Consider the following 24,474-nt stretch of genomic DNA (forward strand, 5'->3'; position numbering starts at 1 on the left):
ACCCGGCCGGGACCGATCAGGAATCGAGAAGCGCACTCATCGGACCCCGACTAGCGTTTTCGATGTCCGGCCGTCCCGTCGGGGACGCGCCCCCGATCTCAGGAGTGATCATGAGCGACTCTGCCACCCAGGGCATCAAGACCGTGCTGCACCCCGTCACCGACCTGACGGCGGCCAAGGCCGCCTACACCGCGCTGCTCGGCGTGGAGCCGTCGGCGGACTCGTCCTACTACGTCGGCTACGACACCGCGGGCCAGCACATCGGCCTGGTGCCGGGCGGCGCCGCGCAGGGCATGACCGCGCCGGTGTCCTACTGGCACGTGCCGGACATCGAGGCGAAGCTCGCCGAGCTGGCCGCCGCGGGTGCCAAGGTGAAGGAGCCCGCGCACGAGGTCGGTCCCGGCCGGCTTGTGGCCACCGTGACGGACCCCGACGGTAATGTGCTCGGGCTGCTTCAGGACCGCTGACCGCTTAGCGAAAAAGCAGGCGACGACGGGAGGCGACGACGGCCTCCCGCCCGACAGATGGAGACACGAACAGCATGGCCAAGAGGACGCAAACGCAGTCGCCTGCCCCGCACCCCGCCGACACCCACGACCTGATCCGGGTGGTCGGCGCCCGCGAGAACAATCTCAAGGACGTCAGCATCGAGATCCCGAAGCGCCGGCTCACGGTGTTCACCGGTGTCTCCGGTTCGGGCAAGAGCTCGCTGGTGTTCGACACGATCGCCGCGGAGTCCAAGCGGATGATCAACGAGACCTACAGCACCTTCGTGCAGGGCTTCATGCCGACGATGGCACGGCCCGAGGTCGACGTACTCGACGGGCTGACCACCGCGATCACCGTCGACCAGCAGCGGATGGGCGGTGACCCGCGCTCCACGGTCGGCACGGCCACCGATGCCAACGCCATGCTGCGCATCCTCTTCAGCCGTCTCGGCAAGCCGCACATCGGCCCGCCCAGCGCGTTCTCGTTCAACACGGCGAGCGTCCGGGCGAGCGGCGGGATCACCGTCGACCGGGGTGCCGCCAAGACCAAGACGGTGAAGGCCACCTTCGAGCGCAAGGGCGGCATGTGCACGCGCTGCGAGGGACGCGGCGCCGTGTCCGACATCGACCTCACGCAGCTGTACGACGACTCGAAGTCGCTCGCGGAGGGCGCCTTCACCATCCCCGGCTGGAAGTCGGACAGCCAGTGGACGGTGGGGCTCTACGCCCAGTCGGGCCTCCTGGACCCGGACAAGCCGATCAGCAGGTTCACCAAGAAGGAGATGCAGGCCTTCCTCTACGGCGAGCCGATGAAGGTGAAGGTCAACGGCATCAACCTCACCTACGAAGGCCTGATCCCCAAGATCCAGAAGTCGTTCCTGTCCAAGGACAAGGAGGCGATGCAGCCGCACATCCGGGCGTTCGTGGAGCGCGCGGTCGCGTTCACCGTCTGCCCCGAGTGCGACGGCACCCGGCTCAGCGAGGGCGCCAGGTCGTCGAAGATCAAGCGGAAGAGCATCGGCGACGCCTGCTCGATGGAGATCAGGGACCTCGCCGAATGGGTGCGCGGCATCAAGGAACCTTCGGTGGCACCCCTCCTGACGGCACTTCAGCAGACCCTCGACTCGTTCGTGGAGATCGGCCTCGGCTATCTCTCGCTCGACCGGGCCTCGGGCACGCTGTCGGGCGGCGAGGCACAGCGCGTCAAGATGATCCGCCACCTCGGCTCATCGCTGACCGACGTCACCTACGTCTTCGACGAGCCCACGGCGGGGCTGCACCCGCACGACATCCAGCGGATGAACGACCTGCTCCTGCGGCTGCGCGACAAGGGCAACACGGTGCTCGTCGTGGAGCACAAGCCGGAGGTCATCGCGATCGCCGACCATGTCGTCGACCTCGGCCCCGGCGCCGGTACGGCGGGCGGCACGATCTGCTTCGAGGGCACCGTCGAGGGGCTCCAGGGCAGTGACACCACCACGGGTCGGCATCTCGACGACCGGGCCGCGCTCAAGGACGAGGTGCGCAAGTCCACCGGCGCCCTGGAGATCCGCGGCGCGAAGGCGAACAACCTGCGCGGCGTCGACGTCGACATCCCGCTCGGGGTGCTCACCGTGATCACCGGCGTCGCGGGCTCCGGCAAGAGTTCGCTCGTCCACGGGTCGATCCCGTCCGACGAGGGTGTGGTGTCGGTCGACCAGAGCCCGATCCGCGGCTCGCGGCGCAGCAACCCGGCGACGTACACGGGCCTCCTGGATCCGATCCGCAAGGCGTTCGCGAAGGCCAACGACGTGAAGCCGGCGCTGTTCAGCGCCAACTCGGAGGGCGCCTGCCCCACCTGCAACGGCGCGGGCGTCATCTACAGCGACCTGGTGATCATGGCCGGAGAGTCCACGCCCTGCGAGGACTGCGAGGGCAAGCGGTTCGACGCCTCGGTGCTCGAGTACCACCTCGGCGGCCGGGACATCAGCGAGGTGCTCGCGATGTCGGTGGCCGAGGCGGAGGAGTTCTTCGGCGGCGGCGAGGCGCGGACGCCCGCGGCGCACAAGATCCTGCAGCGGCTCTCCGACGTCGGGCTCGGCTATCTCACCATCGGCCAGCCGCTCACCACGCTGTCCGGCGGCGAGCGGCAGCGGCTGAAGCTGGCCACGCACATGGCCGACAAGGGCGGCGTCTACGTCCTCGACGAGCCGACCACGGGCCTGCACCTCGCCGATGTCGAGCAGCTGCTCGGCCTGCTCGACCGGCTCGTCGAGGACGGCAAGTCGGTCATCGTCATCGAGCACCACCAGGCGGTCATGGCGCACGCCGACTGGATCATCGACCTCGGTCCGGGCGCGGGCCACGACGGCGGCCTGGTCGTCTTCGAGGGCACGCCCGCCGATCTCGTCACGGCCCGCTCCACCGTGACGGGCGAGCATCTCGCGCAGTACGTCGGAGCCTGAACGCACCGATGCCCGGCGGAGCCGGTCGACGGCTTCGCCGGGCATCAGGCGTGCGCGTTGTGGCGCGTTACGGCTTCCGCTGGCCCAGGATGCAGAACTCGTTGCCCTCGGGGTCGGCCAGGACCACCCAGGACGGCTCGTCGCCCTGGCCGATGTCGACGCGCCGTGCGCCGTGCGCCTCGAGACGGGCGACCTCGGCGGCCTGGTCGTCGGGCCGGAAGTCGAGATGCAGCCGGCTCTTGGCCTTCTTGCTCTCCGCGAGCCGGACGAAGTCCAGGCCGGGCATCTGGTCCGGCGCCGGACGGATCTCGAACTCGTCGTCGGAGGTGTAGACGACGACCCAACCGAGGGCATCGGCCCACCACTGCCCCAGGGTCGCCGGGTCTTCAGCGTGGACGATTACCTGTTCCCATTGCAAGGTCATCCGCAGAGCTTAGACGCGCCTGGCCTGGAAGAACAGGCATTTCTTCCCGGGCTGACCGGCGGACTGGAGTCCGGCGGACTACTTGGCCGACTCGACCGCGTGGCCGCCGAACTGGTTCCGGAGCGCGGCGATCATCTTCATCTGCGGCGAGTCGTCCTGGCGCGAGGCGAAACGGGCGAAGAGGGATGCCGTGATCGCGGGCAGCGGCACGGAGTTGTCGATCGCCGCCTCCACGGTCCAGCGGCCCTCGCCCGAGTCCTGCGCGAAGCCGCGCAGCTTGTCCAGGTGCTCGTCGTCGTCCAGGGCGTTGACCGCGAGGTCGAGCAGCCAGGAGCGGATGACCGTGCCCTCCTGCCAGGAGCGGAAGACCTCGCGGACGTCGGTGACCGGGTCCACGGCTTCGAGCAGCTCCCAGCCCTCGGCGTAGGCCTGCATCATCGCGTACTCGATGCCGTTGTGGACCATCTTGGAGAAGTGGCCCGCGCCGACCTTGCCCGCGTGGACGTAGCCGAAGTCGCCCTCGGGCTTGAGGGCGTCGAAGACCGGCTTGACGCGGGCGACGTGCTCGTCGGAGCCGCCGACCATCAGGGCGTAGCCGTTCTCCAGGCCCCAGACGCCGCCGGAGACACCGGCGTCGACGAAGCCGATGCCGCGCTCGGCCAGCTCGGCGGCGTGCTTCTCGTCGTCGGTCCAGCGGGAGTTGCCGCCGTCGACGACGATGTCGCCCTCGGCGAGCAGGCCCTTCAGCTCGTCGACGGTCGACTGGGTGGCGGCACCGGCCGGGACCATCACCCAGACCACGCGCGGGCCTTCGAGCCGGTCGACGAGTTCGGCGAGGTCGGCGACGTCGGAGACCTCCGGGTTGCGGTCGTAGCCGATGACGGTGTGGCCCGCGCGGCGGATCCGCTCGCGCATGTTGCCGCCCATCTTGCCGAGGCCGATGAGTCCAAGCTGCATGTCGGTTCACTTGCTTTCTGAGGAGTGCTGAAGAGTGAGGAGTGCTGAGGGCTACTGAGGTCGTTACGTCAGGCGGTGCGGCCGCGCAGCGCGCGGTACGCGGTGACCAGGGACCGGGTGGAGGCGTCGAGGCCGGGGACCTCGGCCCCTTCCGTGAGGGCGGGTTCGACGCGCTTGGCGAGGACCTTGCCCAGCTCCACGCCCCACTGGTCGAAGGAGTCGATGTTCCAGACGGCGCCCTGGACGAAGACCTTCTGCTCGTAGAGCGCGATGAGCTGGCCGAGGACCGACGGGGTCAGCTCCCCGGCGAGGATCGTCGTCGTGGGGTGGTTGCCCCGGAACGTCTTGTGCGGGACCAGTTCCTCGGCGACACCCTCCGCACGGACCTCGTCCGGCGTCTTGCCGAAGGCGAGCGCCTGGCCCTGCGCGAACAGGTTGGCCATCAACAGGTCGTGCTGGCCCGCGAGTTCGGGGTCCAGCTCGTCGACCGGCCGCGCGAAGCCGATGAGGTCCGCCGGGATGACCTTCGTGCCCTGGTGGATGAGCTGGTAGTACGCGTGCTGCCCGTTGGTGCCGGGCGTGCCCCAGACGACCGGGCCCGTCTGCCACTCCACCGGCCGGCCCTCGCGGTCCACGGACTTGCCGTTGGACTCCATGTCCAGCTGCTGGAGGTACGCGGTGAACTTGGAGAGGTAGTGCGAGTACGGCAGCACGGCGTGCGACTGGGCGTCGTGGAAATTGCCGTACCAGATGCCCAACAGGCCAAGGAGCAAAGGTGCGTTGGCCTCGGCGGGGGCGGTGCGGAAGTGCTCGTCGACCAGGTGGAAGCCGTCGAGCATCTCACGGAAGGCGTCCGGGCCGATCGCGATCATCAGCGAGAGACCGATCGCCGAGTCGAAGGAGTAGCGGCCGCCGACCCAGTCCCAGAACTCGAACATGTTCGCCGTGTCGATACCGAACCCGGCGACCTTCTCGGCGTTCGTCGAGAGCGCGACGAAGTGCTTGGCGACGGCCTCTTCGTCCTCAAGTCCCTTGAGCAGCCACGAGCGGGCCGCCTTGGCGTTCGTGATCGTCTCGATGGTGGTGAAGGTCTTCGAGGCGACGATGAAGAGCGTCTCGGCCGGGTCCAGGTCCCGCACGGCCTCGTGCAGGTCCGCGCCGTCCACGTTCGAGACGAAGCGGAACGTCAACTCCCGTGCGGTGTACGGACGCAGGGCCTCGTACGCCATCGCGGGACCGAGGTCCGAGCCGCCGATGCCGACGTTCACGACGTTCTTGATGCGCTTGCCCGTGTGGCCCGTCCACGCACCGGAGCGGACCTTGTCGGCGAAGGCGGCCATCCGGTCGAGGACTTCACGCACCTTCGGTACGACGTTCTCGCCGTCGACCTCGATCACCGCACCGGCCGGGGCCCGCAGGGCCGTGTGCAGCACGGCGCGGCCCTCGGTCGTGTTGATCTTCTCGCCGCGGAACATCGCGTCACGCAGCCCGAACACATCGGTCGCGACGGCCAGTTCCCGGAGCAGGGCGAGCGTCTCGTCCGTGATCAGGTGCTTGGAGTAGTCGATGTGCAGGTCGCCGACCCGCACCGTGTAGCGCTCGGCGCGCTCCGGGTCGGCGGCGAACAGGTCGCGCAGATGGGTGCCGTTGAACTTGGCGCGGTGGTCCGCGAGGGCCGTCCACTGCGGGCGCCGCGTCAACAGGGGGTTCGTGTGAGGCGTGTCGGGCTTCGTGTCAGGCATGTTGAACAGACTCCTTGGAGCCGGAGGCGTCCCCGTGCAGCGCGACGGCGTACATCTCGTCGGCGTCGAGACGGCGGAGCTCTTCGGCGATCAGCTCGGCGGTGGAGCGGACCTTCAGGGCGAGGGTGCGCTCCGGCTGACCGGGCAGGGACAGGGTGGCGAGCGGGCCTTCGGGGCGGTCGATGCGGATCTCCCCGCCCGCCGTGCCGAGGCGGACCGCGGTGACGACGGGCCCGGCGGTCGTGACGCGCTCTACCGGGACGCCGAGCCGGGCGCCGAGCCAGCGGGCGAGCAGCTCCGCGCTGGGGTTCTCGGCCTCGGACTCGACGGCCGCGGAGACGATGTCGACGCGGGCCTGGTCGAGGGCGGCGGCCAGCATGGAGCGCCACGGCGTGAGCCGGGTCCAGGCCAGGTCGGTGTCGCCCGGCGCGTAGGACTTGGCGCGGGCGCCGAGGGCCGCGAGCGGGTCCTCGACGGCGTACGCGTCGGTGATGCGCCGGGCCGCGAGCGCGCCGAGCGGGTCCTTGGCGGGGACGTCCGGGGCGTCGACCGGCCACCAGACGACGACCGGGGCGTCGGGCAGGAGCAGCGGCAGGACGACGGAGTCAGCGTGCTGGGTCACCTCGCCGTACAGGCGCACGATGACCGTCTCGCCGGTGCCGGCGTCCGCGCCGACCCGTACTTCCGCGTCGAGGCGGGTGGCCTGACGGTCACGCGGGGAGCGTGCGGTGCGCTTGATGACGACGAGGGTGCGCGAGGGGTGCTCGCGGGACGCCTCCTCGGCGGCCTTGATCGAGTCGTAGGCGTTCTCCTCGTCGGTGACGACGACCATCGTGAGCACCATGCCCACGGCCGGCGTCCCGATCGCGCGGCGTCCTTCGACGAGCGCCTTGTTGATCTTGCTTGCCGTGGTGTCAGTCAGATCGATCTTCATGGCCTGCGCCAGCTCCGTCCGTCTCGTGCGAGCATCTCGTCCGCTTCCTGTGGGCCCCAGCTGCCCGAGGCATAACGGGCGGGCCTGCCATGTTCGTCCCAGTGCCGCTCGACGGGGTCGAGGATGCGCCAGGACTCCTCCACTTCCTCTGTTCGGGGGAAGAGGTTGGCGTCGCCCAGCAGGACGTCCAGGATGAGCCGCTCGTACGCCTCCGGACTGGACTCCGTGAACGACTCGCCGTACGCGAAGTCCATCGACACGTCGCGGATCTCCATCGACGTACCCGGCACCTTGGAGCCGAAGCGCACGGTCATGCCCTCGTCGGGCTGGACGCGGATGACGATCGCGTTCTGGCCCAGCTCCTCGGTGGCGGTGGAGTCGAACGGGGAGTGCGGGGCGCGCTGGAAGACGACGGCGATCTCCGTGACGCGGCGGCCCAGACGCTTGCCCGTCCGCAGGTAGAAGGGGACGCCCGCCCAGCGGCGGTTGTCGACCTCCAGCTTGACCGCGGCGTAGGTGTCGGTCTTCGACGTACGCGCGATGCCGTCTTCCTGGAGGTAGCCCTTGACCTTCTCGCCGCCCTGCCAGCCCTCGGCGTACTGGGCGCGCACGGTGGACTTCTCCAGGTCGGCGGGGAGCCGCACGGACCTGAGGACCTTGAGCTTCTCCGTCACGAGCGACTCGGCGTCGAACGCGGCCGGCTCCTCCATGGCGGTGAGCGCCATCAGCTGGAGGAGGTGGTTCTGGATGACGTCGCGAGCCGCGCCGATGCCGTCGTAGTACCCCGCCCGGCCGCCGATGCCGATGTCCTCGGCCATCGTGATCTGGACGTGGTCGACATATGACCGGTTCCAGATGGGTTCGTACATCTGGTTGGCGAAGCGGAGCGCCAGGATGTTCTGGACGGTCTCCTTGCCGAGGTAGTGGTCGATGCGGAAGACCTGCTCGGGCGCGAAGACGTCGTGGACGATCGCGTTGAGGTCCTTCGCCGACTCCATGTCGTGGCCGAACGGCTTCTCGATGACGGCGCGCCGCCAGGAGCCCCCGGGTGCGTCCGCGAGGCCGTGCTTCTTGAGTTGCCGGACGACCTTGGGGAAGAACTTCGGGGGTACGGAGAGGTAGAAGGCGTAGTTGCCGCTGGTGCCGCGCTTGTCGTCCAACTCGTCGACGGCTTCCCGCAGTTGCTTGAACGCGGTGTCGTCGTCGAAGTCGCCGGGGATAAAGCGCATGCCCTCGGCGAGCTGCTGCCAGACCTCCTCGCGGAAGGGGGTGCGGGAGTGCTCGCGCACCGAGTCGTGGACGACCTGCGCGAAGTCCTGGTCCTCCCACTCGCGGCGGGCGAACCCGACGAGCGAGAAGCCCGGCGGGAGCAGACCGCGGTTGGCGAGGTCGTAGACGGCCGGCATCAGCTTCTTGCGGGACAGGTCGCCCGTGACGCCGAAGATGACGAGCCCGGAGGGGCCCGCGACGCGCGGGAGGCGGCGGTCGCGGGGGTCCCTCAGCGGGTTCTGCCAGGCGGTTCCCGAAAGGGGAGAGCTCACTTGGCCTCAGACCCTTCGAGGCGCGAGGTGACGGTGGCGAGCAGGTCGGTCCAGGCGATCTCGAACTTGGCGACGGCCTCGTCCTCGAGCTGCTGCACGACCTCGTCGTAGGAGATGCCGAACCGCTCGACGGCGGCCAGTTCGGCGCGCGAGGCGTCGTAGGTGCCGGTCACGGCGTCGCCGTGGATGTCGCCGTGGTCGGCGGTGGCCTTGAGGGTGGCCTCCGGCATGGTGTTCACGGTGCCGGGGGCGGCCAGCTCGTCGACGTACAGGGTGTCCTTGTACGACGGGTCCTTCACACCGGTCGAGGCCCACAGCGGACGCTGCTTGTTGGCGCCCGCGGCCTCCAGCTTGGTGGCGCGCCCGGAGGCGAAGACCTGCTCGTAGGCCTCGTACGCGAGCCGGGCGTTGGCGAGGGCCGCCTTGCCCTTGAGCGACTTGGCCTCGTCCGTGCCGACCTTGTCGAGGCGCTTGTCGATCTCGGAGTCGACGCGCGAGACGAAGAAGGAGGCGACGGAGTGGATGGCGGACAGGTCGATGCCGCGCTCGTGGGCCAGCTCAAGTCCCTTGAGGTAGGCGTCCATGACGGCCTTGTAGCGGTCCAGCGAGAAGATCAGCGTGACGTTGACGGAGATGCCGAGGCCGATGACCTCGGTGATGGCCGGGAGGCCCGCCTTCGTCGCCGGGATCTTGATCATGACGTTCGGCCGGTCGACGAGCCAGGCGAGCTGCTTGGCCTCGGCGACCGTCGCCTCGGTGTCGTGGGCGAGCCGCGGGTCGACCTCGATGGAGACGCGGCCGTCGCGGCCCTGCGTCGTCTCGTACACGGGGCGCAGGATGTCGGCGGCGGCGCGGACGTCGGCCGTGGTCATCATGCGCACGGCCTCGTCGACGGTGACCTTGCGGACGGCGAGGTCGGCGAGCTGGTCCTCGTAGCCCTCGCCCTTGCCGATGGCGGCCTGGAAGATCGAGGGGTTCGTGGTGACGCCCACGACGTGGCTCTTCTCGATCAGCTCGGCCAGGTTGCCGGACTCGATGCGGGTGCGGGACAGGTCGTCCAGCCAGATGGAGACGCCTTCGTCGGAGAGGGCCTTGAGGGGCGAGGCGGCAAAGGAGGAGGGACCGGCGTTGCTCATATGCTTCTTCATCTTCTCTCGGGCGTACGCGTGCGGGCGTACTCGGCAGGTGGGTCCGTACGCGTGCGGGCGTACGTGTCGGTACGGGGTCAGCTGCGGGCGGCGGCGAGGGACTCGCGGGCCTGCGCGGCGACGTTCTCGGCGGTGAAGCCGAACTCGGCGAAGAGGACGTTGGCGTCGGCGGAGGCGCCGAAGTGCTCCAGGGAGACGATGCGTCCGGCGTCGCCGACGTACCGGTACCAGGTGAGACCGATACCGGCCTCGACGGCGACGCGGGCCTTCACGGCGGACGGCAGAACGCTGTCCTTGTACTCCTGGTCCTGCTCCTCGAACCACTCGACGGACGGCATCGACACGACGCGGGTCGCGATGCCCTCCGCCTCCAGCGTCTCGCGGGCGGCGACGGCGAGCTGCACCTCGGAGCCGGTGGCGATCAGGACGACGTCCGGGGTCTGCTTCGACGCCTCGGCGAGGACGTAACCGCCCTTGGCCGCATCGGAGTTGGCCTCGAACACCGGAAGGCCCTGGCGGCTGAGCGCGAGGCCGTGCGGGGCCGGCTTGGCGGAGCCGCGGCGCAGGATCTCGCGCCAGGCGATCGCGGTCTCGTTGGCGTCGGCCGGGCGGACGACGTTCAGGCCCGGGATCGCACGCAGCGACGCGAGGTGCTCGACCGGCTGGTGCGTCGGGCCGTCCTCGCCCAGGCCCACGGAGTCGTGCGTCCATACGTAGGTGACCGGGAGCTGCATGAGCGCCGACATACGGACGGCGTTGCGCATGTAGTCGGAGAACACGAGGAACGTGCCTCCGTAGATGCGGGTGTTGCCGTGCAGCGCGATGCCGTTCATCTCCGCGGCCATGGAGAACTCACGGATACCGAAGTGGACGGTGCGGCCGTACGGGTCGGCCTCCGGCAGCGGGTTGCCGACGGGAAGGAACGACGACGTCTTGTCGATCGTGGTGTTGTTGGAGCCCGCCAGGTCGGCCGAGCCGCCCCACAGCTCGGGGATGACCGGGCCGAGCGCCTGGAGGACCTTGCCGGAGGCGGCACGCGTGGCGACCTTGGAGCCGGCCTCGAACGCGGGCAGCGCCTGTTCCCAGCCCTCGGGGAGGCGGCCGGCGACGATGCGGTCGAGCAGCCGGGAGCGCTCGGGGTTGTCGGTGCGCCAGGCGCCGAGCTGCTTGTCCCAGGCGGCGTGCGCCTCGGCGCCGCGGTCAAGTGCCTTGCGGGCGTGGGCGATGACCGCGTCCTCGACGATGAAGGACTGCTCGGGGTCGAAGCCGAGGACGCGCTTGGTGGCGGCGATCTCGTCGGCACCGAGCGCGGAGCCGTGCGAGGCCTCGGTGTTCTGGGCGGTCGGCGCGGGCCAGGCGATGATCGTGCGCATCGCGATGATGGAGGGGCGCGCGGTCTCGGCCTTGGCGGCGGCGAGCGCCTCGTACAGCGCCTTCGCGTCGACGTTGCCGTCGTTCTGCGGCTCGATGCGCTGCACGTGCCAGCCGTACGCCTCGTAGCGCTTCAGGACGTCCTCGGAGAACGCGGTCTCGGTGTCGCCCTCGATGGAGATGTGGTTGTCGTCGTAGACGAAGACGAGGTTGCCGAGCTTCTGGTGTCCGGCGAGCGAGGAGGCCTCGGCGGAGACGCCCTCCTCCAGGTCGCCGTCGGAGACGATCGCCCAGATGGTGTGGTCGAAGGGGCTTGCGCCCTCGGGGGCCTCAGGGTCGAACAGGCCGCGCTCGTAGCGGGCGGCCATCGCCATGCCGACGGCGTTGGCGACGCCCTGGCCGAGCGGCCCGGTCGTCGTCTCGACCCCGGCGGTGTGGCCGTACTCGGGGTGGCCGGGTGTCTTGGAACCCTGGGTGCGGAACGCCTTCAGGTCGTCGAGCGACAGCTCGTACCCGGCGAGGAAGAGCTGGGTGTAGAGGGTGAGGCTGGTGTGGCCGGGCGACAGGACGAAGCGGTCGCGGCCGGTCCACTCCGGGTCGGCCGGGTCGTGCCGCATGACCTTCTGGAAGAGGGTGTACGCGGCGGGGGCGAGGCTCATCGCCGTTCCGGGGTGTCCGTTGCCGACCTTCTGCACGGCGTCGGCCGCCAGGAGGCGGGCGGTGTCGACGGCACGCTGGTCGAGTTCGGTCCACTCGAAGGGGCGCTCGAAGGGGTCGAGGCCGTCCGGTGTCTGCGTGCTCATCTGAATGACTTCCTTCGCATCCGTTGTCCATCGGTGGTGCCGGCAGGCACCGGCCGCCGGGGCCTAAAATCCCTGGTCCAGCCACCTACGAAGTTAAAGGTCATACTTTTGGCGAGGTAGGTGCTCGCGTGTCAGCGTTCGGTGAAAATGAGACACGGAGAGCGCGTGAAGTCGATCGGAGCCAAGGAAGACGCATGACGGAGCGGGGCGGCGCACATCCGAGCGCACATCTGGGTACGGCGGAGCACATCCGTACGTATCCCTTCGACCCGAGCACGAGCGTCTCGGGCGTCGGGATGCAGGTCGGCCCGATGGGCACGGACGGCCCCTGGGCCGGCGGCGTGGGTCTGTCGCGGCGGGTGCACCGCATCGACTTCCACGTCCTGCTGTTCTTCCGCGAGGGCCCGGTCCACCACATGGTCGACTTCACGGAGTACGAGGTCGGGGCGGGCGAGATCCTGTGGATCAGGCCCGGTCAGGTACACGGCTTCGCGACCTCCGAGCGGTATGTCGGCACGGCGCTCACGATGCAGCCCGGCTTCCTGCCGCGCGCGATCGTCGAGTCGACCGGCATGTACCGCTACGACCGGCCGCCGCTCCTCCACCCCGACGCGGACCAACTCGCCGCGCTGAAAGCCTCGTTGGAGCAGCTGCAGCGCGAGTACCTGGACACGTCGACGCTGCCGCTGAGCCTGCACACGTCCGTGCTGCGACACTCCCTGACGGCGCTGATGCTGCGCGTCGCGCATGTGTCGGCGCGGGCCGCGGCGGACGAGTGCACACCACAGCCCGACACCACGTTCACCCGGTTCCGCACGGCCGTGGAGCAGGGCTTCACCACCAACCACAGCGTCAGCGCGTACGCCGACGAGCTGGGCTACTCGCGGCGCACGCTGGTCCGCGCGGTGCGCGCCGCCACCGGCCAGACCCCGAAGGGCTTCATCGACCGCCGCGTGGTCCTGGAGGCCAAGCGACTGCTCGCGCACACCGATCTGCCGGTGGGGCGGATCGGCGTGGCGGTCGGCTTCGGCGACTCGGCGAACTTCTCGAAGTTCTTCCAGTTGCACGCCGGGGTGACACCGGCGGGATTCAGGGCGTCACAGGTCTGACGGACGGCTTCAGCGGCGCACCCGCGGCATCCCGAGCCCGATCCACGAGATGATCTCGCGCTGGATCTCGTTGTTGCCGCCGCCGAAGGTGAAGATGACCGCGCTGCGGTAGCCGCGCTCCAGTTCGCCGTGGAGCACGGCGCCCGCCGAGCCCTCCTTGAGGGCGCCGGCGGCGCCGACCACCTCCATGAGCCAGGCGTACGCGTCGCGGCGGGCCTCGGAGCCGTAGACCTTGACGGCGGAGGCGTCCTGCGGGGTGAGGGTGCCCTCCTGGACGGCGTTCACCATCTGCCAGTTGAGGAGCTTCATCGCGTCCAGCTTGGTGTGCGTCCTGGCCAGGCGCTGGCGGACCCAGTTGAGGTCGATCACGCGGCGGCCGTCGGCAAGCTTGGTGTCGGCGGCCCAGCGCTGTACGTCGTGGAACGCACGGATGGCCATGGTGCCGTGCGCGGCGAGCGTGACGCGCTCGTGGTTGAGCTGGTTGGTGATGAGCCGCCAGCCCTTGTTCTCCTCGCCGACGCGGCGCGAGACGGGGACGCGGATGTTCTCGTAGTAGCTGGCCGTCGTGTCGTGCGAGGCCAGGGTGTTGATGATGGTGCAGGAGTAGCCGGGATCAGTCGTCGGCACGAGGAGCATGGTGATGCCCTTGTGCGGCGGCGCGTCCGGGTCGGTGCGGACGGCGAGCCAGACCCAGTCGGCGGTGTCGCCGTTGGTCGTCCAGATCTTCTGCCCGTTCACGATGTAGTCGTCGCCGTCCCTGACCGCCTTGGTCTTCAGTGCGGCGAGGTCCGTGCCCGCGTCGGGCTCGCTGTAGCCGATCGCGAAGTCCAGCTCTCCGGAGAGGATCCGCGGCAGGAAGTACGCCTTCTGCTCCTCTGTGCCGAACTGCATGATGGTCGGTCCGACGGTGTTCAGCGCCATCAGCGGCAGCGGGACCCCCGCCTGGGCCGCCTCGTCGAAGAAGATGAACTGCTCCATGGGCGTGAGCCCGCGACCGCCGTACTCCTTGGGCCAGCCGACGCCGAGCCAGCCGTCGGAGCCGAGCCGGCGGACCGTCTCCCGGTAGAACCGCTTCTGCGCGGCGGGGTCGGCGTACCTGGCGTAGACGTTGTCGGGCGCGAGCTCCGCGAAGTAGGCGCGCAGCTCGGTGCGCAACTGCCGCTGCTCAGGCGTGTATTCGAGGTGCACGGCCCCTCCTGGCTTCCGCTGGCTCACGTCACATGGGACTTGACGGCGCACACAGTAGAACGCGTTTCAGTAATAGGGAATGGCGGTGACACTCACGCAGCAACCGGAATGGGTCGCACCTTAGACAATGTCTCGGTTTGGTTTCAGTCGGAAAATTGATGAGCACCTGGCCTGGCGGGCTCCGTACTCCCCGTCGAACGCGTACCGATCCGACGCGACGTCACACCGAATCGAGGAGACCTCCGATGCTCAGCAAGAACACCGCCTTCTTCGCCTCCTTCGCCGCGGCGGGGGTCCTGCTGCTCTCCGCCTGCGGCGGCGCCGACGGCGACAGCGCCGCGAAGGACCCGGCCGCGAAGCCCGCCACCTCCGCGCCGGCGTCCGACGGCTCCATGGATCTCGCCTTCAAGTCCGGTACCGCGCGGCAGAACAACGCGCCCGAGAAGACCGGCGACTGGGCCAACCCGCCCGGCAAGCCGGCCGCCGATCCGGTGCAGCGCAAGTGGGTGCAGCTGTCGGCGGCGAAGGCGGGCGCACTCGACCCGGTCGTGGTGAACGGCGCCGGATTCACCCTCTACCGCTTCGACAAGGACACCGCGTCACCCTCCAAGTCCAACTGCAACGACGCCTGCGCGACCACCTGGCCGCCCGTCCTCGTGAACCCGGGCGGCAAGATCTTCGTCGACGGAGTGCAGGCCTCGGACGTCGGCGTCATCCGGCGGGACGACGGCACCCAGCAGGTCACCGTCGGCGGCTGGCCTGTCTACCGGTTCAGCAAGGACCTCAAGCCGGGCGACACCAACGGCCAGGGCGTGGGCGGCACTTGGTTCGGCGTACAGCCCGACGGCCAGAAGTCCGGCGCGCCCGCCGAGGCCGAGCCGGCACAGACCCCGGACGCCGCGCAGGCGGCGCCCGCGAGCAGCGCGATCCTCTTCGACGACGCGAACTTCTCGGACAACGGGCCCGCGCAGGGCGTCGCCGGAGCCGGCTGCCAGAACCTGGCCCGCCCGAAGGTGACCTCGTCCGTCTCGGTGTCCGGCTCGATGAAGATCTGGACGGACCCCGACTGCAAGGGCACCTCCAAGGTCATCAACGGCGATGTGGCCGACCTGTCCGCGATCGACTTCGACGACAAGATCAGCTCGGTGGCCTTCGGCTGAGGCTCCACGCCCGCGGATACGACCGTGCCCCGGCCGCACACAAGTGCGGCCGGGGCACGGTCGGTTCAGCCGGAAAGCGCTCAGCCGAGGAGGCCGAGGGCCTTGTTCAGCGTGGCCGACGGGCGCATCACGGACGCCGCCTTGGCCGAGTCGGGCTGGTAGTAGCCACCGATGTCGGCGGGCGAACCCTGGACGGCGATCAGCTCGTCCACGATCGTCTGCTCCTGCTCGGTCAGCGTCTTGGCCAGCGCGGCGAACGCCTCGGCGAGCTGCGCGTCGGCGGTCTGCTTGGCCAGCTCCTGGGCCCAGTACAGGGCCAGGTAGAAGTGGCTGCCGCGGTTGTCGATGCCACCGAGGCGACGGGTCGGCGACTTGTCCTCGTTGAGGAAGGTCGCCGTCGCGCGGTCGAGGGTGTCGGCGAGCACCTGGGCGCGCGCGTTGTCCGTGGTCTGCGCGAGGTGCTCGAAGCTGGAGGCCAGGGCGAGGAACTCACCCAGGCTGTCCCAGCGCAGGTAGTTCTCCTTGACCAGCTGCTGGACGTGCTTGGGGGCCGAGCCGCCCGCGCCCGTCTCGAACAGGCCGCCGCCGTTCATCAGCGGGACGACGGAGAGCATCTTGGCGCTCGTGCCGAGCTCCAGGATCGGGAACAGGTCCGTCAGGTAGTCGCGCAGCACGTTGCCGGTGACCGAGATGGTGTTCTCGCCGCGGCGGATGCGCTCCAGGGAGAGCTTGGTCGCCTCGACCGGCGACAGGATCTCGATCCGCAGGCCCTCGGTGTCGTGCTCCGGCAGGTACGCCTTGACCTTGGCGATGAGCTGCGCGTCGTGCGCGCGGTCCTCGTCGAGCCAGAAGACGGCCGGGTCGCCGGTGGCGCGGGCGCGGGTGACGGCGAGCTTGACCCAGTCGCGGATCGGGGCGTCCTTGGTCTGGCACATCCGGAAGATGTCACCGGCGGCGACGGACTGCTCCAGGACGACGTTGCCCGCGGCGTCGACCGCGCGCACCGTGCCGGCGGCGGCGAGCTCGAAGGTCTTGTCGTGGCTGCCGTACTCCTCGGCCTTCTGCGCCATCAGACCGACGTTCGGGACCGAGCCCATGGTGGCCGGGTCGAAGGCGCCGTTGGCGCGGCAGTCGTCGATGACGACCTGGTAGACGCCGGAGTAGCTGCTGTCGGGCAGCACGGCCAGGGTGTCGGCCTCCGCGCCGTCCGGGCCCCACATGTGGCCGGACGTACGGATCATCGCGGGCATGGAGGCGTCGACGATGACGTCCGACGGGACGTGCAGGTTGGTGATGCCCTTGTCGGAGTCGACCATCGCGAGCTCGGGGCCCTCGGCGATCTCGGCCTCGAAGGAGGCCTTGATCTGAGCGCCCTCGGGCAGCGCGTCCAGGCCGCCGAGGATGGCGCCCAGGCCGTCGTTCGGGCTCAGGCCGGCCGCGGCCAGCTTCTCGCCGTACGCGGCGAAGGTCTTCGGGAAGAAGGCGCGCACGACATGGCCGAAGATGATCGGGTCGGAGACCTTCATCATGGTGGCCTTGAGGTGCACCGAGAAGAGCACGCCGTCGGCCTTGGCCTTGGCGATCTGCTCGCTGAGGAACGTGCGCAGCGCGGCCACGTGCAGCACGGACGCGTCGACGACCTCGCCCGCGAGGACCGGTACGGACTCGCGCAGGACGGTCTTGGTGCCGTCCTCGGCCGTGAACTCGATGCGCAGCGAACCGGCGTCGGCGATGGTCACGGACTTCTCGGTGGAGCGGAAGTCGTCGACGCCCATGGTGGCGACGTTCGTCTTCGAGTCGGCCGTCCAGGCGCCCATGCGGTGCGGGTGCGCCTTGGCGTAGTTCTTGACCGACGCGGGGGCGCGGCGGTCGGAGTTGCCCTCGCGCAGGACCGGGTTCACGGCGCTGCCCTTGACCTTGTCGTAACGGGCCCGGATGTCCTTCTCCGCGTCCGTCTTCGGGTCGTCCGGGTAGTCCGGAAGCGCGTAGCCCTGGCCCTGCAGCTCGGCGACGGCCGCCTTCAGCTGCGGGATCGAGGCCGAGACGTTCGGCAGCTTGATGATGTTGGCGCCGGGCGTCTTCGCCAGCTCGCCGAGCTCGGCGAGGGCGTCGTCGATGCGCTGGCTCTCCTCGAGGAACTCGGGGAAGAGGGCGATGATGCGCCCCGCCAGGGAGATGTCACGGCTCTCCACAGTGACCCCCGCCGTCGAGGCGTAGGCCTCGATCACCGGCAGGAACGAATACGTCGCCAGGGCCGGGGCCTCGTCAGTGTGGGTGTAGATGATGGTCGAGTCAGTCACCGGTGCTCCGCTCCACGTCTGCAACATTGCTCGACATCAAGATATCTCGTGATCGCCCTCTTCCACGAAGCGGCCCTGCGGTACTTGTGCGGTCACAGTCCGTAGTGCTCGTGCAGCCAGTCGAAGAGCTCCAGGCACACGCTGAGCGCCCAGTCCATGACCTCGGAGAACTGCGCGGGCGTGATCTCGAAGACGCCGGGCAGCGTCCAGCCGCCGTGCAGGTCGCTCTGGCCGCTGTCGTTCTCGTAGACGTACGCCTTCGGGAGCAGGTGCTCCTGGTTGTACTGGTTCACCGCGGCGACGGCGAGCGGGATCTTGTCCTTGGGGAGGTAGCCGCTGTCGCTCATCGAGAAGTGCACCATCTCGCCGACGTCCGAGACGAAGAGGGTGATGCTCTCGCGGCCGGGGTTGTCGACGGAGAACTGCAGCAGGCGCGTGTCCCCGCTGACCTGGTACCGGTAGTCCTTCTCGCGCGCGTAGTCGTGGAGCAGCTGGCGCCAGGAGTCGCTGAAGGTGGCCATGGGGATCGTTCCTCTCGGTGGGTAGGGTTACCGTGCGTGCCTGCGCACACGGGCGATCAGGTCGTGGTTCAGTCCGGCGCGCAGCTGCCGCGCCACCGGATCACCGGGCGAGAGTCCTGGCGGCAGTTCGCCCTCGGCGAGCACCCGCCGGGCGAGCAGCACCGCGCCGTCGGCCACCGCGAGGTCCGGATCGGGTATGAGGCGCACCGTCCGCTTCGACCGGTCGGACAGGGCCGCGCCCACCGCGCCGAGCCGGCTGCTGCCGCCCACGGGGACGACCGCGTCGACGTCCGCCCAGCCGAGCCCGGCCGCCGCGAGGGTGCGCTCGCACTCGGTGAGGGTGCGGTCGAGGAAGGGGCCGAGCAGCGCGGCCAGCTCCCCGCTGTCCATGGTCACCGGCACGACCCCGCCGTTGCTGGTGAAGTACTCGGTGTGGTCGTTCACCAGGGAGAGCTGGTGCTTCAGCGTCTGGCACTGGGCGAGCAGCTGCAGCCGTTCGCGCAGCGCCTGGTGGTCGTGGGCGGGGCGCTCCAGGGCGGCGCGCGCCCCGTCGGGCAGCCGGGCCGCGAGCCAGCGCAGGATCTCCCGGTCGAAGGCGCCGCCGCCGACGTCCGCGAGCCCGCCGGGCGCGCCCGCCAGCTCGAACTCCGCCCCGACGCTGCGGGCCACCGCGACGTCGAAGGTCCCGCCGCCCAGGTCGTACACGAGAAAGCAGTGCCGGTCCTCGGGGCGGTGCTCGGCGAAGGCGTGCGCGAGCGCCGCCACGGGTTCGGTGACCAGGCGTACGGTCGAGCGGCGGTACCCGGCGGTCTCGGCGACGTCCAGCATCAGGTCACGGTTGCCGGACTCCCAGCTCGCGGGGACGGTGATCACCACGGCCTGCGGCTCCTGAGGGACCTGCTTGAGCGCGCAGCTCCGCAGGAAGGACAGCATCTCGCCGGTCAGCTCGTGCGGTTGGCGCGCACGCCCCGCCGCCATCAGCGGCACCGACTCGCCGAAGTGCCGCTTGAACTCCGCGTGGTACTCCACCGGGTTGGCCATGCGCGCGGCGTACGCGGCCTGTCCGACGGCGAGTTCACCGCGCGGCGTGGGACAGACCGCGGTCCTGATCGACAGGCCCGCGTGCGGTACGGCGGGGTCCTTGACGCCGGTCACCGTGCCGTCCTGCCGTCCGATGAGGAGCGCGGAGGTGGACGTACCGAAGTCGATCCCGTGCACGGGTCCCGGTGTCGCGCCGTTCACGTCCCACCTGCCCGGTCGACCAACTCCCCGGCGGATGCGATGAGTTGGTTGTAGCGGTCGCGGCGCTCGGTCAGTTCGGCCCGGCGCAGCCGCTGTTGCTCCGCCGTACGCCCGCGCTCCTCCTCCACTTCCCTGCGGGAGCGCTCCAGGGATTCCCTCGCCTCCTCGATGCCGCGCTCGATGTCGGCGACGAGCAGCCTGGTGATGTCGCGCGCGGCGTCGTCGAACGCGGCGAGCGCGCGTGCCTCGTTGCCGCGGATCTGGGCCAGGGTGCCGGAGGTCAGGGTGCGGACGGCCTCCCGCGACCACTCCTTGCGCTGCTGTTCCGCGCGTTCGCGTTCCGCGCGCCGGGAGTCGGACCAGCCGGTGATGGCGCCCACGACCTTGCCGAGCAGCCCGCCGAGCGCCGCCCCGACGGCGATGCCGGGCGGTCCGCCGACCACGCCGATCATCCCGCCGATGACGCCGCCGAGTCCGGCCCCGGCGATGGCGGAGCGCCAGGTGTTGCTCAGATGGTGCGCGGGCTGTCCCGACCCCGCGTCGAGTCCGGGCGGCGCCGCCTTCATGCCCCGCAGGTCCGGCGTGAATCCGCCGACGCTGAACGTGGCGGCCTGGAAGGGGACCTGGGTCTGTGCGGCGAAGGCCTGCTGCACCTGGCGGGCGGCGTCCCGCAGCCGTTCCATCGCGATCTCGACGCCGTCCACCAGAAGGCGGCCGATCTCCCGTACGCCGTCGTCGAGTTGGGCCGGGTCGGTGGCTCCGGCGGCGGCCGCGGAGAAGTCCTGGCTCGCCGCCTCGAAGATCCCCTGGAGCCCCTGCCTGATCCGCTGGGTCTCGTCGTGGAACACATTGGGCAGTTCCGTGCGCCAGCGCGCGCTGCGGGCCTGGAGGTCCGCCGCCAGTTCGGCGCGGCGGGCCAGCTCCTGGTCGAAGCGCTCGATCTCGTGGTCGGAGCGGCTCTCCAGGGCCAGGTCGATGGGCGCGCGGGCCGCGGCCAGGGCGTCGGCGAGCCCGGCGGCGCAGCGCGCGACCCGCTGCCGGCCCACCCGTGTCACGAGGCCGTCCCACAACTCCTGCTCCAGGTCCGGGAATCCGGAGTCGGCGAGCATCTCGGGGTCCCCGGACTGCCACGCGGAGGCGCGCAGCGGCGAGGAGACCGGAAGGACGACGAGGTCGGCCTCGGCGCGCCCCGTGACATCGGCGATCTTGCGGCGGGCGGCGCGCAGCGAGGGCTCCGGGTCGACCACCTGGTCGCTGCGGGTGAGCACCGTGATCACGGTCGGGCACTTGGCCAACGCCCGCTCCAGGAAGGCGAGTTCGTCCGTGCTGAAGGTGACCACCAGGTCGCCGACGAAGATCAGCGCGTCGGCCTGCCCGAGGAAGGCGTGGGTGGCCGCGTCGTGGGCGAGGTTCATGCTGCCGACGCCCGGCGTGTCGACCATGACGAGTCCGGTGCGCAGCTGGTCGAGCGGCAACTGGATGCGGACGAGGTGGACGTTGCGTACGTTCTGCTCGTTCTTCTGCTCGGTGACGTAGTCGCGCAGCTCGGCCAACGGCACTTCCACCGCGGTGAGTTCCTCGCCCGCCGCCTCCGGGGCGAGATAGGCCACGGCGTGCTCCTCGGTGCCGTACTCCAGGGTGGAGACGGTGTTGGTCGCCACGTGCACGTCGACGGGGAACAGTCCGGGCCGGCCGATCAGCGCGTTGAGCAGGCTCGACTTCCCTCGCTTGTACTCGCCGCAGACGACCACGTGGTACTGCAGCCCCTCCAGCGTGGCCCGGTGCTCCTCGAGGCGGCGCAGCGGTTCGCGGCCCACCTCCGGGTCGGCGCGCAGGGCCTGTTCGGCGTCCGTGAACAGGGTGCGGGCGCGGGCCCGCAGCGGCTCGGCGTCAGTCATCGCCGGCTCCTTCCTTCGCCGCCACGTAGACGGTGACCTGGGCGGGCCGCACCGGTTCGGCGCGCCAGAGGTAGCCGGGGCGCAGATTGGCCGCGACGTGGTTGACAAGATCGGGCCGGGGCGCGGGCTCGGAGAGCACCGACTCGTGCCGCATCGGGTCGAGTTCGCCCTCACCCTCGTAGGGCCGCACCTCGCAGTCGGCGAGCATCCGCAGCACGGCCTGCTCCAGCCAGTCGAGCAGGGAGGGGTCGAGCGGCACCCCTTCGGGCCGCCCGCGCAGGACGGCCACCCGGTCCAGTACGTCGATGAGTCCGGCCACGACGGGGAGCGGCCCCGCGTCGTCGGCGACGGGGGAGACCGGCACCGGCGTGGGCGGCGGCACGGGCGGGGCCGACTCCTCCCGCGGGACCGGCTCCTGCTGCGGGACCGGCTCCTCCCGCGAGGCCGGCTCCTCCCGCGGAGGCGCCCCCAGGGCCGGGTCGAGCTTGGCCGCCTCTCTCCGCGTCGCGCGTCCACGCAGCCGCTGCCACCAGGAGCGCGGGTCCCACCAGGGGTGTCGCCGTGTCATGCCGGCCTCCTTCACGGGCCGTCGGACACCGACCTCAGTCGGTCTCGTGGAACAGCAGCCGCTCCGCCGACGCCACCTGCTCGGCGATCCGGTCGTACGTACGCAGCACGGTGCGCGCGGCGAGGACGGTGGGCGGCGCGTGGAACGGGTCGTCCACCCGCACCCGCCAGGCCGCCCGCCGGTCGGCGAGGGCGGAGCGGAACGCGGAGAGCGGTGCGTCCGCGGGCAGTCCGAGCCGGGCCGCGACCGACCGCCCGCGCTCCCCGGTGACCAGCAGCACCTCGTCGCGCTCGCCGTCCGTGAAGTCGTAGTCGCCCCGGTACACTCCGGTGAGCAGGGCGATCTCGGCGGGGCCCGGATCGCTGAGCCGGAAGCGTTCGAGGGCGGCGCCGACCCCGTCGACCGTCTCGGCGAACGCGAACCCGTGCTCCCGGTCGCGGGGCAGCGCGCGGGAGCGGTGCACGGAGGCGGTGGCCTCGCGCAGCGCGGAGTCGAGCTTGATGAGGCCGGAGCGGTTGCCGAAGTGCTCGACGATCAGGTCACGCAGCGCCGCCACGCCGCTCTCCGCGAGGAGCGTCTTCTGTACGTCGACGAGATCGGCGCCCCGCCGGATCAGCACGCACGCGCGGTGCACGCCCCAGGCGCCGAGCCGGTGCAGCAGCGGGGCCCGGTCCTCGGGCGGCACCGCCAGGTCCTCGTACTCCTGGCGGGCGAACCGGCGCTCGTTGCGCAGCCGGTTCACCAGGAGCCGGGCGTCGGTGTCCGCGAGCTTGGCCAGGGACGTGTACGCGTCGTCGGTGAGGGTGCGGGCGCCGAGCCCGGTGAGGCCCGCGACGGGCAGGATGGTGTGGAAGGCGGCGCGCAGCGCGGGGCGCCCCAGATATCCGGCCACGATCTCGCGTCCGGCGTCCAGTGGGTCGTACTCCAAAGGGTCCGGCTGTCCCGGCAGATCGGCGGCGGGCGGCCAGAACTGGTCGCAGCGGGTGAGCACGCCGAAGGCCCGCAGACCGTTGACCGCGCTCTGGTGTGCGCCGACGAACTCCTCGACGACCTGGATGTCGGCCCTCCCGAGCGCCCGCGTGAAGAGGAACAACACCGCGTCGGCGCGGTCGAGTTCGGCCACGCTGTCGTCGTGCACCTCCTGGGCGTCGCGCCCGATGGCGTCGAGCACGGCCTGGCTCTCCGCCTGCGCGGCGGGGTCCTGGATGCCGAGGAAGGCGGCGGCGTTGGCCGCGTCGGTGCGGTGCACGCTGGCGAGGCCCGGCGTGTCGATGAGCCGGAAGGACTTCAGGAGGTCGTTGGGCCAGCCGGCCTCCAGCTTGCGGATGCCGCGCAGGGTGTCGAGCGCGTCGGCGTCGCGGACGCTCAGCCGCGCCAGCTCCTCGGGCGAGACGTCGCGGGGCGGCCGGTCGCCCTTGTAGTGCACGGTGAGCCGGGGCCGCGCCGCGTGGTGGAACTCGGTGACGTTGAACGTGGTCTCCAACTGCCCGACCGCCACGACCTCTTCGCCGAGCAGCGCGTTGACCAGCGTCGACTTGCCGCGCTTCAGCTGCCCCGCGACGGCGAGCCGCATCGGTTCGCCGAGCCGCCGCGCCGCGGTGTCCAGGGTCCCGCCGAGTTCGTCGGCCCCGCCCGCGAAGGCCGTGCGGGACAGCGTGCCCAGGGTCTCCCGCGCGCCCGTCCCGCGGTCCCCCGCCGGAGTCCGTCCCGCGCTGTCACTGTGGACGCCCATGTCCCACCCCCACCCGGGAGCGGGCGTCATCACTGGGCGGCCAGATGCCCCGCCCTCCCCCGATGCCAGCAGTATGGGGAGAGCGGGGGGCCGGAGCAATACGACGGGGGCAGGTTCCACCCGCAAGAGCCGCAGTGCGCCGCCGGGTGCGACAGGAGTCGTTCTCTGGGCCGGCGGACGACTCGCGACGGACGGCTCAGACCGGCCTGCGGCGCACCGCGAGGGTGTTGTTCGTGCGGACGGAGGGCCGCCCGTCGGGTGCGGTGAGGTGGTGCTCGTAGGAGTCGCTGACGAGTACGTCCCACTCCCCCGCCGGGAGTTCGAGGGAGTCGAGGATCTCCTGGGGCGTGGGGAAGTGCACATCGGGGTGGGGTCCGGGCTCCCAGTCGGGGAAGCCCTCGTGGCCGACGACCAGGAGCAGTCCGCCGGGCGCGACGGCGCGCGCGGCGTTCCACAGGATCCGCTCGCGCGGCATGTCGACGAGGGAGTGCAGGAACTGCGCGGAGACCAGGTCGAAGGAGCCCTCGGGGAAGGAGGCGGCGAGATCGTGGTGCCGCCAGTCGACGTGCTCGGCGACGCCCGCCTGTGCCGCGTGCTCGGCCGCACGGCCCAGCGCTACGCGGGAGACGTCCGTGCCGGTGACGCGCCAGCCGCGCCGGGCGAGCCAGATCGCGTCGCCGCCCTCGCCGCAGCCCAGGTCGAGGGCGCTGCCGGGGGCCAGGCCGGCGGTCTCGCGGACGAGGGACGCGTTGGGTTCGCCGCTCCAGATCCGGTCCCGCTCGCGGTAGCGCTCGTCCCAGAATTCCCCGGCCGATGCGGTGGTGGTGTCGGTCATCGCTGCGATCCCTTCGTGCGGCGTTCGTGCTGCGGCGTACGGAGCTGTGCCAGTTGCGCCCCGGTACGC

The 24,474-nt window shown here is 70.6% G+C and carries 19 protein-coding genes; 4 read left to right on the forward strand and 15 right to left on the reverse strand.

The features are described 5' to 3' along the window. Positions 1-110: 110 nt before the first annotated feature. Positions 111-467, forward strand: coding sequence for a VOC family protein (locus ACIBKX_RS17625; RefSeq protein ID WP_363272830.1), 357 nt, complete (start codon positions 111-113; stop codon positions 465-467). Between the two features lie 74 nt (positions 468-541). Next, the gene (locus ACIBKX_RS17630) at positions 542-2,932 is read left to right on the forward strand and encodes an excinuclease ABC subunit UvrA (protein ID WP_363272831.1); all 2,391 of its coding nucleotides are present in this window, start codon (positions 542-544) and stop codon (positions 2,930-2,932) included. Between the two features lie 67 nt (positions 2,933-2,999). On the opposite strand, the gene ACIBKX_RS17635 is transcribed toward ACIBKX_RS17630, so the two are convergent. From ACIBKX_RS17635 to tkt, 7 genes are all read right to left on the reverse strand, one after another. Continuing rightward, the gene (locus tag ACIBKX_RS17635; protein ID WP_363272832.1) at positions 3,000-3,356 is read right to left on the reverse strand and encodes a VOC family protein; all 357 of its coding nucleotides are present in this window, start codon (positions 3,354-3,356) and stop codon (positions 3,000-3,002) included. A gap of 78 nt (positions 3,357-3,434) precedes the next feature. Beyond that, complete coding sequence (gene gnd, locus ACIBKX_RS17640; RefSeq protein WP_363272834.1) at positions 3,435-4,313, reverse strand: phosphogluconate dehydrogenase (NAD(+)-dependent, decarboxylating); 879 nt, start codon at positions 4,311-4,313, stop codon at positions 3,435-3,437. A 68-nt stretch (positions 4,314-4,381) separates the two neighbouring features. Continuing rightward, positions 4,382-6,055, reverse strand: a complete 1,674-nt coding sequence (pgi, locus tag ACIBKX_RS17645) for a glucose-6-phosphate isomerase (protein WP_399375821.1) — start codon at positions 6,053-6,055, stop codon at positions 4,382-4,384. Beyond that, on the reverse strand, positions 6,048-6,989 hold the full coding sequence (gene opcA, locus ACIBKX_RS17650; protein ID WP_363274049.1) for a glucose-6-phosphate dehydrogenase assembly protein OpcA: 942 nt from the start codon (positions 6,987-6,989) through the stop codon (positions 6,048-6,050). Before opcA ends, pgi begins: the two co-directional genes overlap by 8 nt. Then, positions 6,986-8,530, reverse strand: coding sequence for a glucose-6-phosphate dehydrogenase (gene zwf / locus ACIBKX_RS17655; RefSeq protein WP_363274050.1), 1,545 nt, complete (start codon positions 8,528-8,530; stop codon positions 6,986-6,988). The genes opcA and zwf overlap by 4 nt, the downstream gene beginning before the upstream one ends. Next, the gene (gene tal / locus ACIBKX_RS17660; protein WP_363274051.1) at positions 8,527-9,666 is read right to left on the reverse strand and encodes a transaldolase; all 1,140 of its coding nucleotides are present in this window, start codon (positions 9,664-9,666) and stop codon (positions 8,527-8,529) included. Before tal ends, zwf begins: the two co-directional genes overlap by 4 nt. An 89-nt stretch (positions 9,667-9,755) precedes the next feature. Continuing rightward, positions 9,756-11,852, reverse strand: a complete 2,097-nt coding sequence (gene tkt / locus ACIBKX_RS17665) for a transketolase (RefSeq protein WP_363274052.1) — start codon at positions 11,850-11,852, stop codon at positions 9,756-9,758. A 194-nt stretch (positions 11,853-12,046) separates the two neighbouring features. Between tkt and ACIBKX_RS17670 the strand changes: the two genes are divergently transcribed. After that, complete coding sequence (locus ACIBKX_RS17670) at positions 12,047-12,961, forward strand: AraC family transcriptional regulator (RefSeq protein WP_363274053.1); 915 nt, start codon at positions 12,047-12,049, stop codon at positions 12,959-12,961. A 9-nt stretch (positions 12,962-12,970) separates the two neighbouring features. On the opposite strand, the gene ACIBKX_RS17675 is transcribed toward ACIBKX_RS17670, so the two are convergent. Then, positions 12,971-14,149 carry an acyl-CoA dehydrogenase family protein gene (locus ACIBKX_RS17675; protein WP_363274054.1) on the reverse strand — a complete coding sequence of 393 codons (1,179 nt, stop codon included), beginning with the start codon at positions 14,147-14,149 and terminating at the stop codon, positions 12,971-12,973. 245 nt (positions 14,150-14,394) lie between these two features. On the opposite strand from ACIBKX_RS17675, the gene ACIBKX_RS17680 reads away from it, so the two are divergent. Beyond that, positions 14,395-15,309 (forward strand): hypothetical protein, encoded by a 915-nt coding sequence (locus tag ACIBKX_RS17680; protein WP_363274055.1) that lies wholly within the window; start codon positions 14,395-14,397, stop codon positions 15,307-15,309. Positions 15,310-15,389: 80 nt separating this feature from the next. Here ACIBKX_RS17680 and ACIBKX_RS17685 read toward each other — a convergent pair whose 3' ends face one another. The 7 genes from ACIBKX_RS17685 to ACIBKX_RS17715 all read right to left on the reverse strand — a co-directional run bounded on the left by ACIBKX_RS17685 (position 15,390) and on the right by ACIBKX_RS17715 (position 24,405). Next, entirely contained in the window at positions 15,390-17,609 is a 2,220-nt protein-coding gene (locus tag ACIBKX_RS17685) for an NADP-dependent isocitrate dehydrogenase (RefSeq protein ID WP_363274056.1), read from the reverse strand. 92 nt (positions 17,610-17,701) lie between these two features. Next, a complete protein-coding gene (locus tag ACIBKX_RS17690; RefSeq protein ID WP_363274057.1) occupies positions 17,702-18,130 on the reverse strand; it encodes a YbjN domain-containing protein in 429 nt (142 codons plus the stop codon). A gap of 27 nt (positions 18,131-18,157) precedes the next feature. Then, entirely contained in the window at positions 18,158-19,372 is a 1,215-nt protein-coding gene (locus ACIBKX_RS17695) for an Hsp70 family protein (RefSeq protein WP_363274058.1), read from the reverse strand. Continuing rightward, on the reverse strand, positions 19,369-21,270 hold the full coding sequence (locus tag ACIBKX_RS17700; protein ID WP_363274059.1) for a dynamin family protein: 1,902 nt from the start codon (positions 21,268-21,270) through the stop codon (positions 19,369-19,371). The genes ACIBKX_RS17695 and ACIBKX_RS17700 overlap by 4 nt, the downstream gene beginning before the upstream one ends. Then, positions 21,263-21,838 (reverse strand): hypothetical protein, encoded by a 576-nt coding sequence (locus ACIBKX_RS17705; protein WP_363274060.1) that lies wholly within the window; start codon positions 21,836-21,838, stop codon positions 21,263-21,265. The genes ACIBKX_RS17700 and ACIBKX_RS17705 overlap by 8 nt, the downstream gene beginning before the upstream one ends. A gap of 34 nt (positions 21,839-21,872) precedes the next feature. Beyond that, complete coding sequence (locus tag ACIBKX_RS17710; protein WP_363274062.1) at positions 21,873-23,570, reverse strand: dynamin family protein; 1,698 nt, start codon at positions 23,568-23,570, stop codon at positions 21,873-21,875. Between the two features lie 196 nt (positions 23,571-23,766). Next, the gene (locus tag ACIBKX_RS17715; protein WP_363274063.1) at positions 23,767-24,405 is read right to left on the reverse strand and encodes a class I SAM-dependent methyltransferase; all 639 of its coding nucleotides are present in this window, start codon (positions 24,403-24,405) and stop codon (positions 23,767-23,769) included. Between the last annotated feature and the right edge of the window lie 69 nt (positions 24,406-24,474).

The organism is Streptomyces sp. NPDC050658 (genome assembly GCF_044457025.1).
GTDB lineage: Bacteria > Actinomycetota > Actinomycetes > Streptomycetales > Streptomycetaceae > Streptomyces.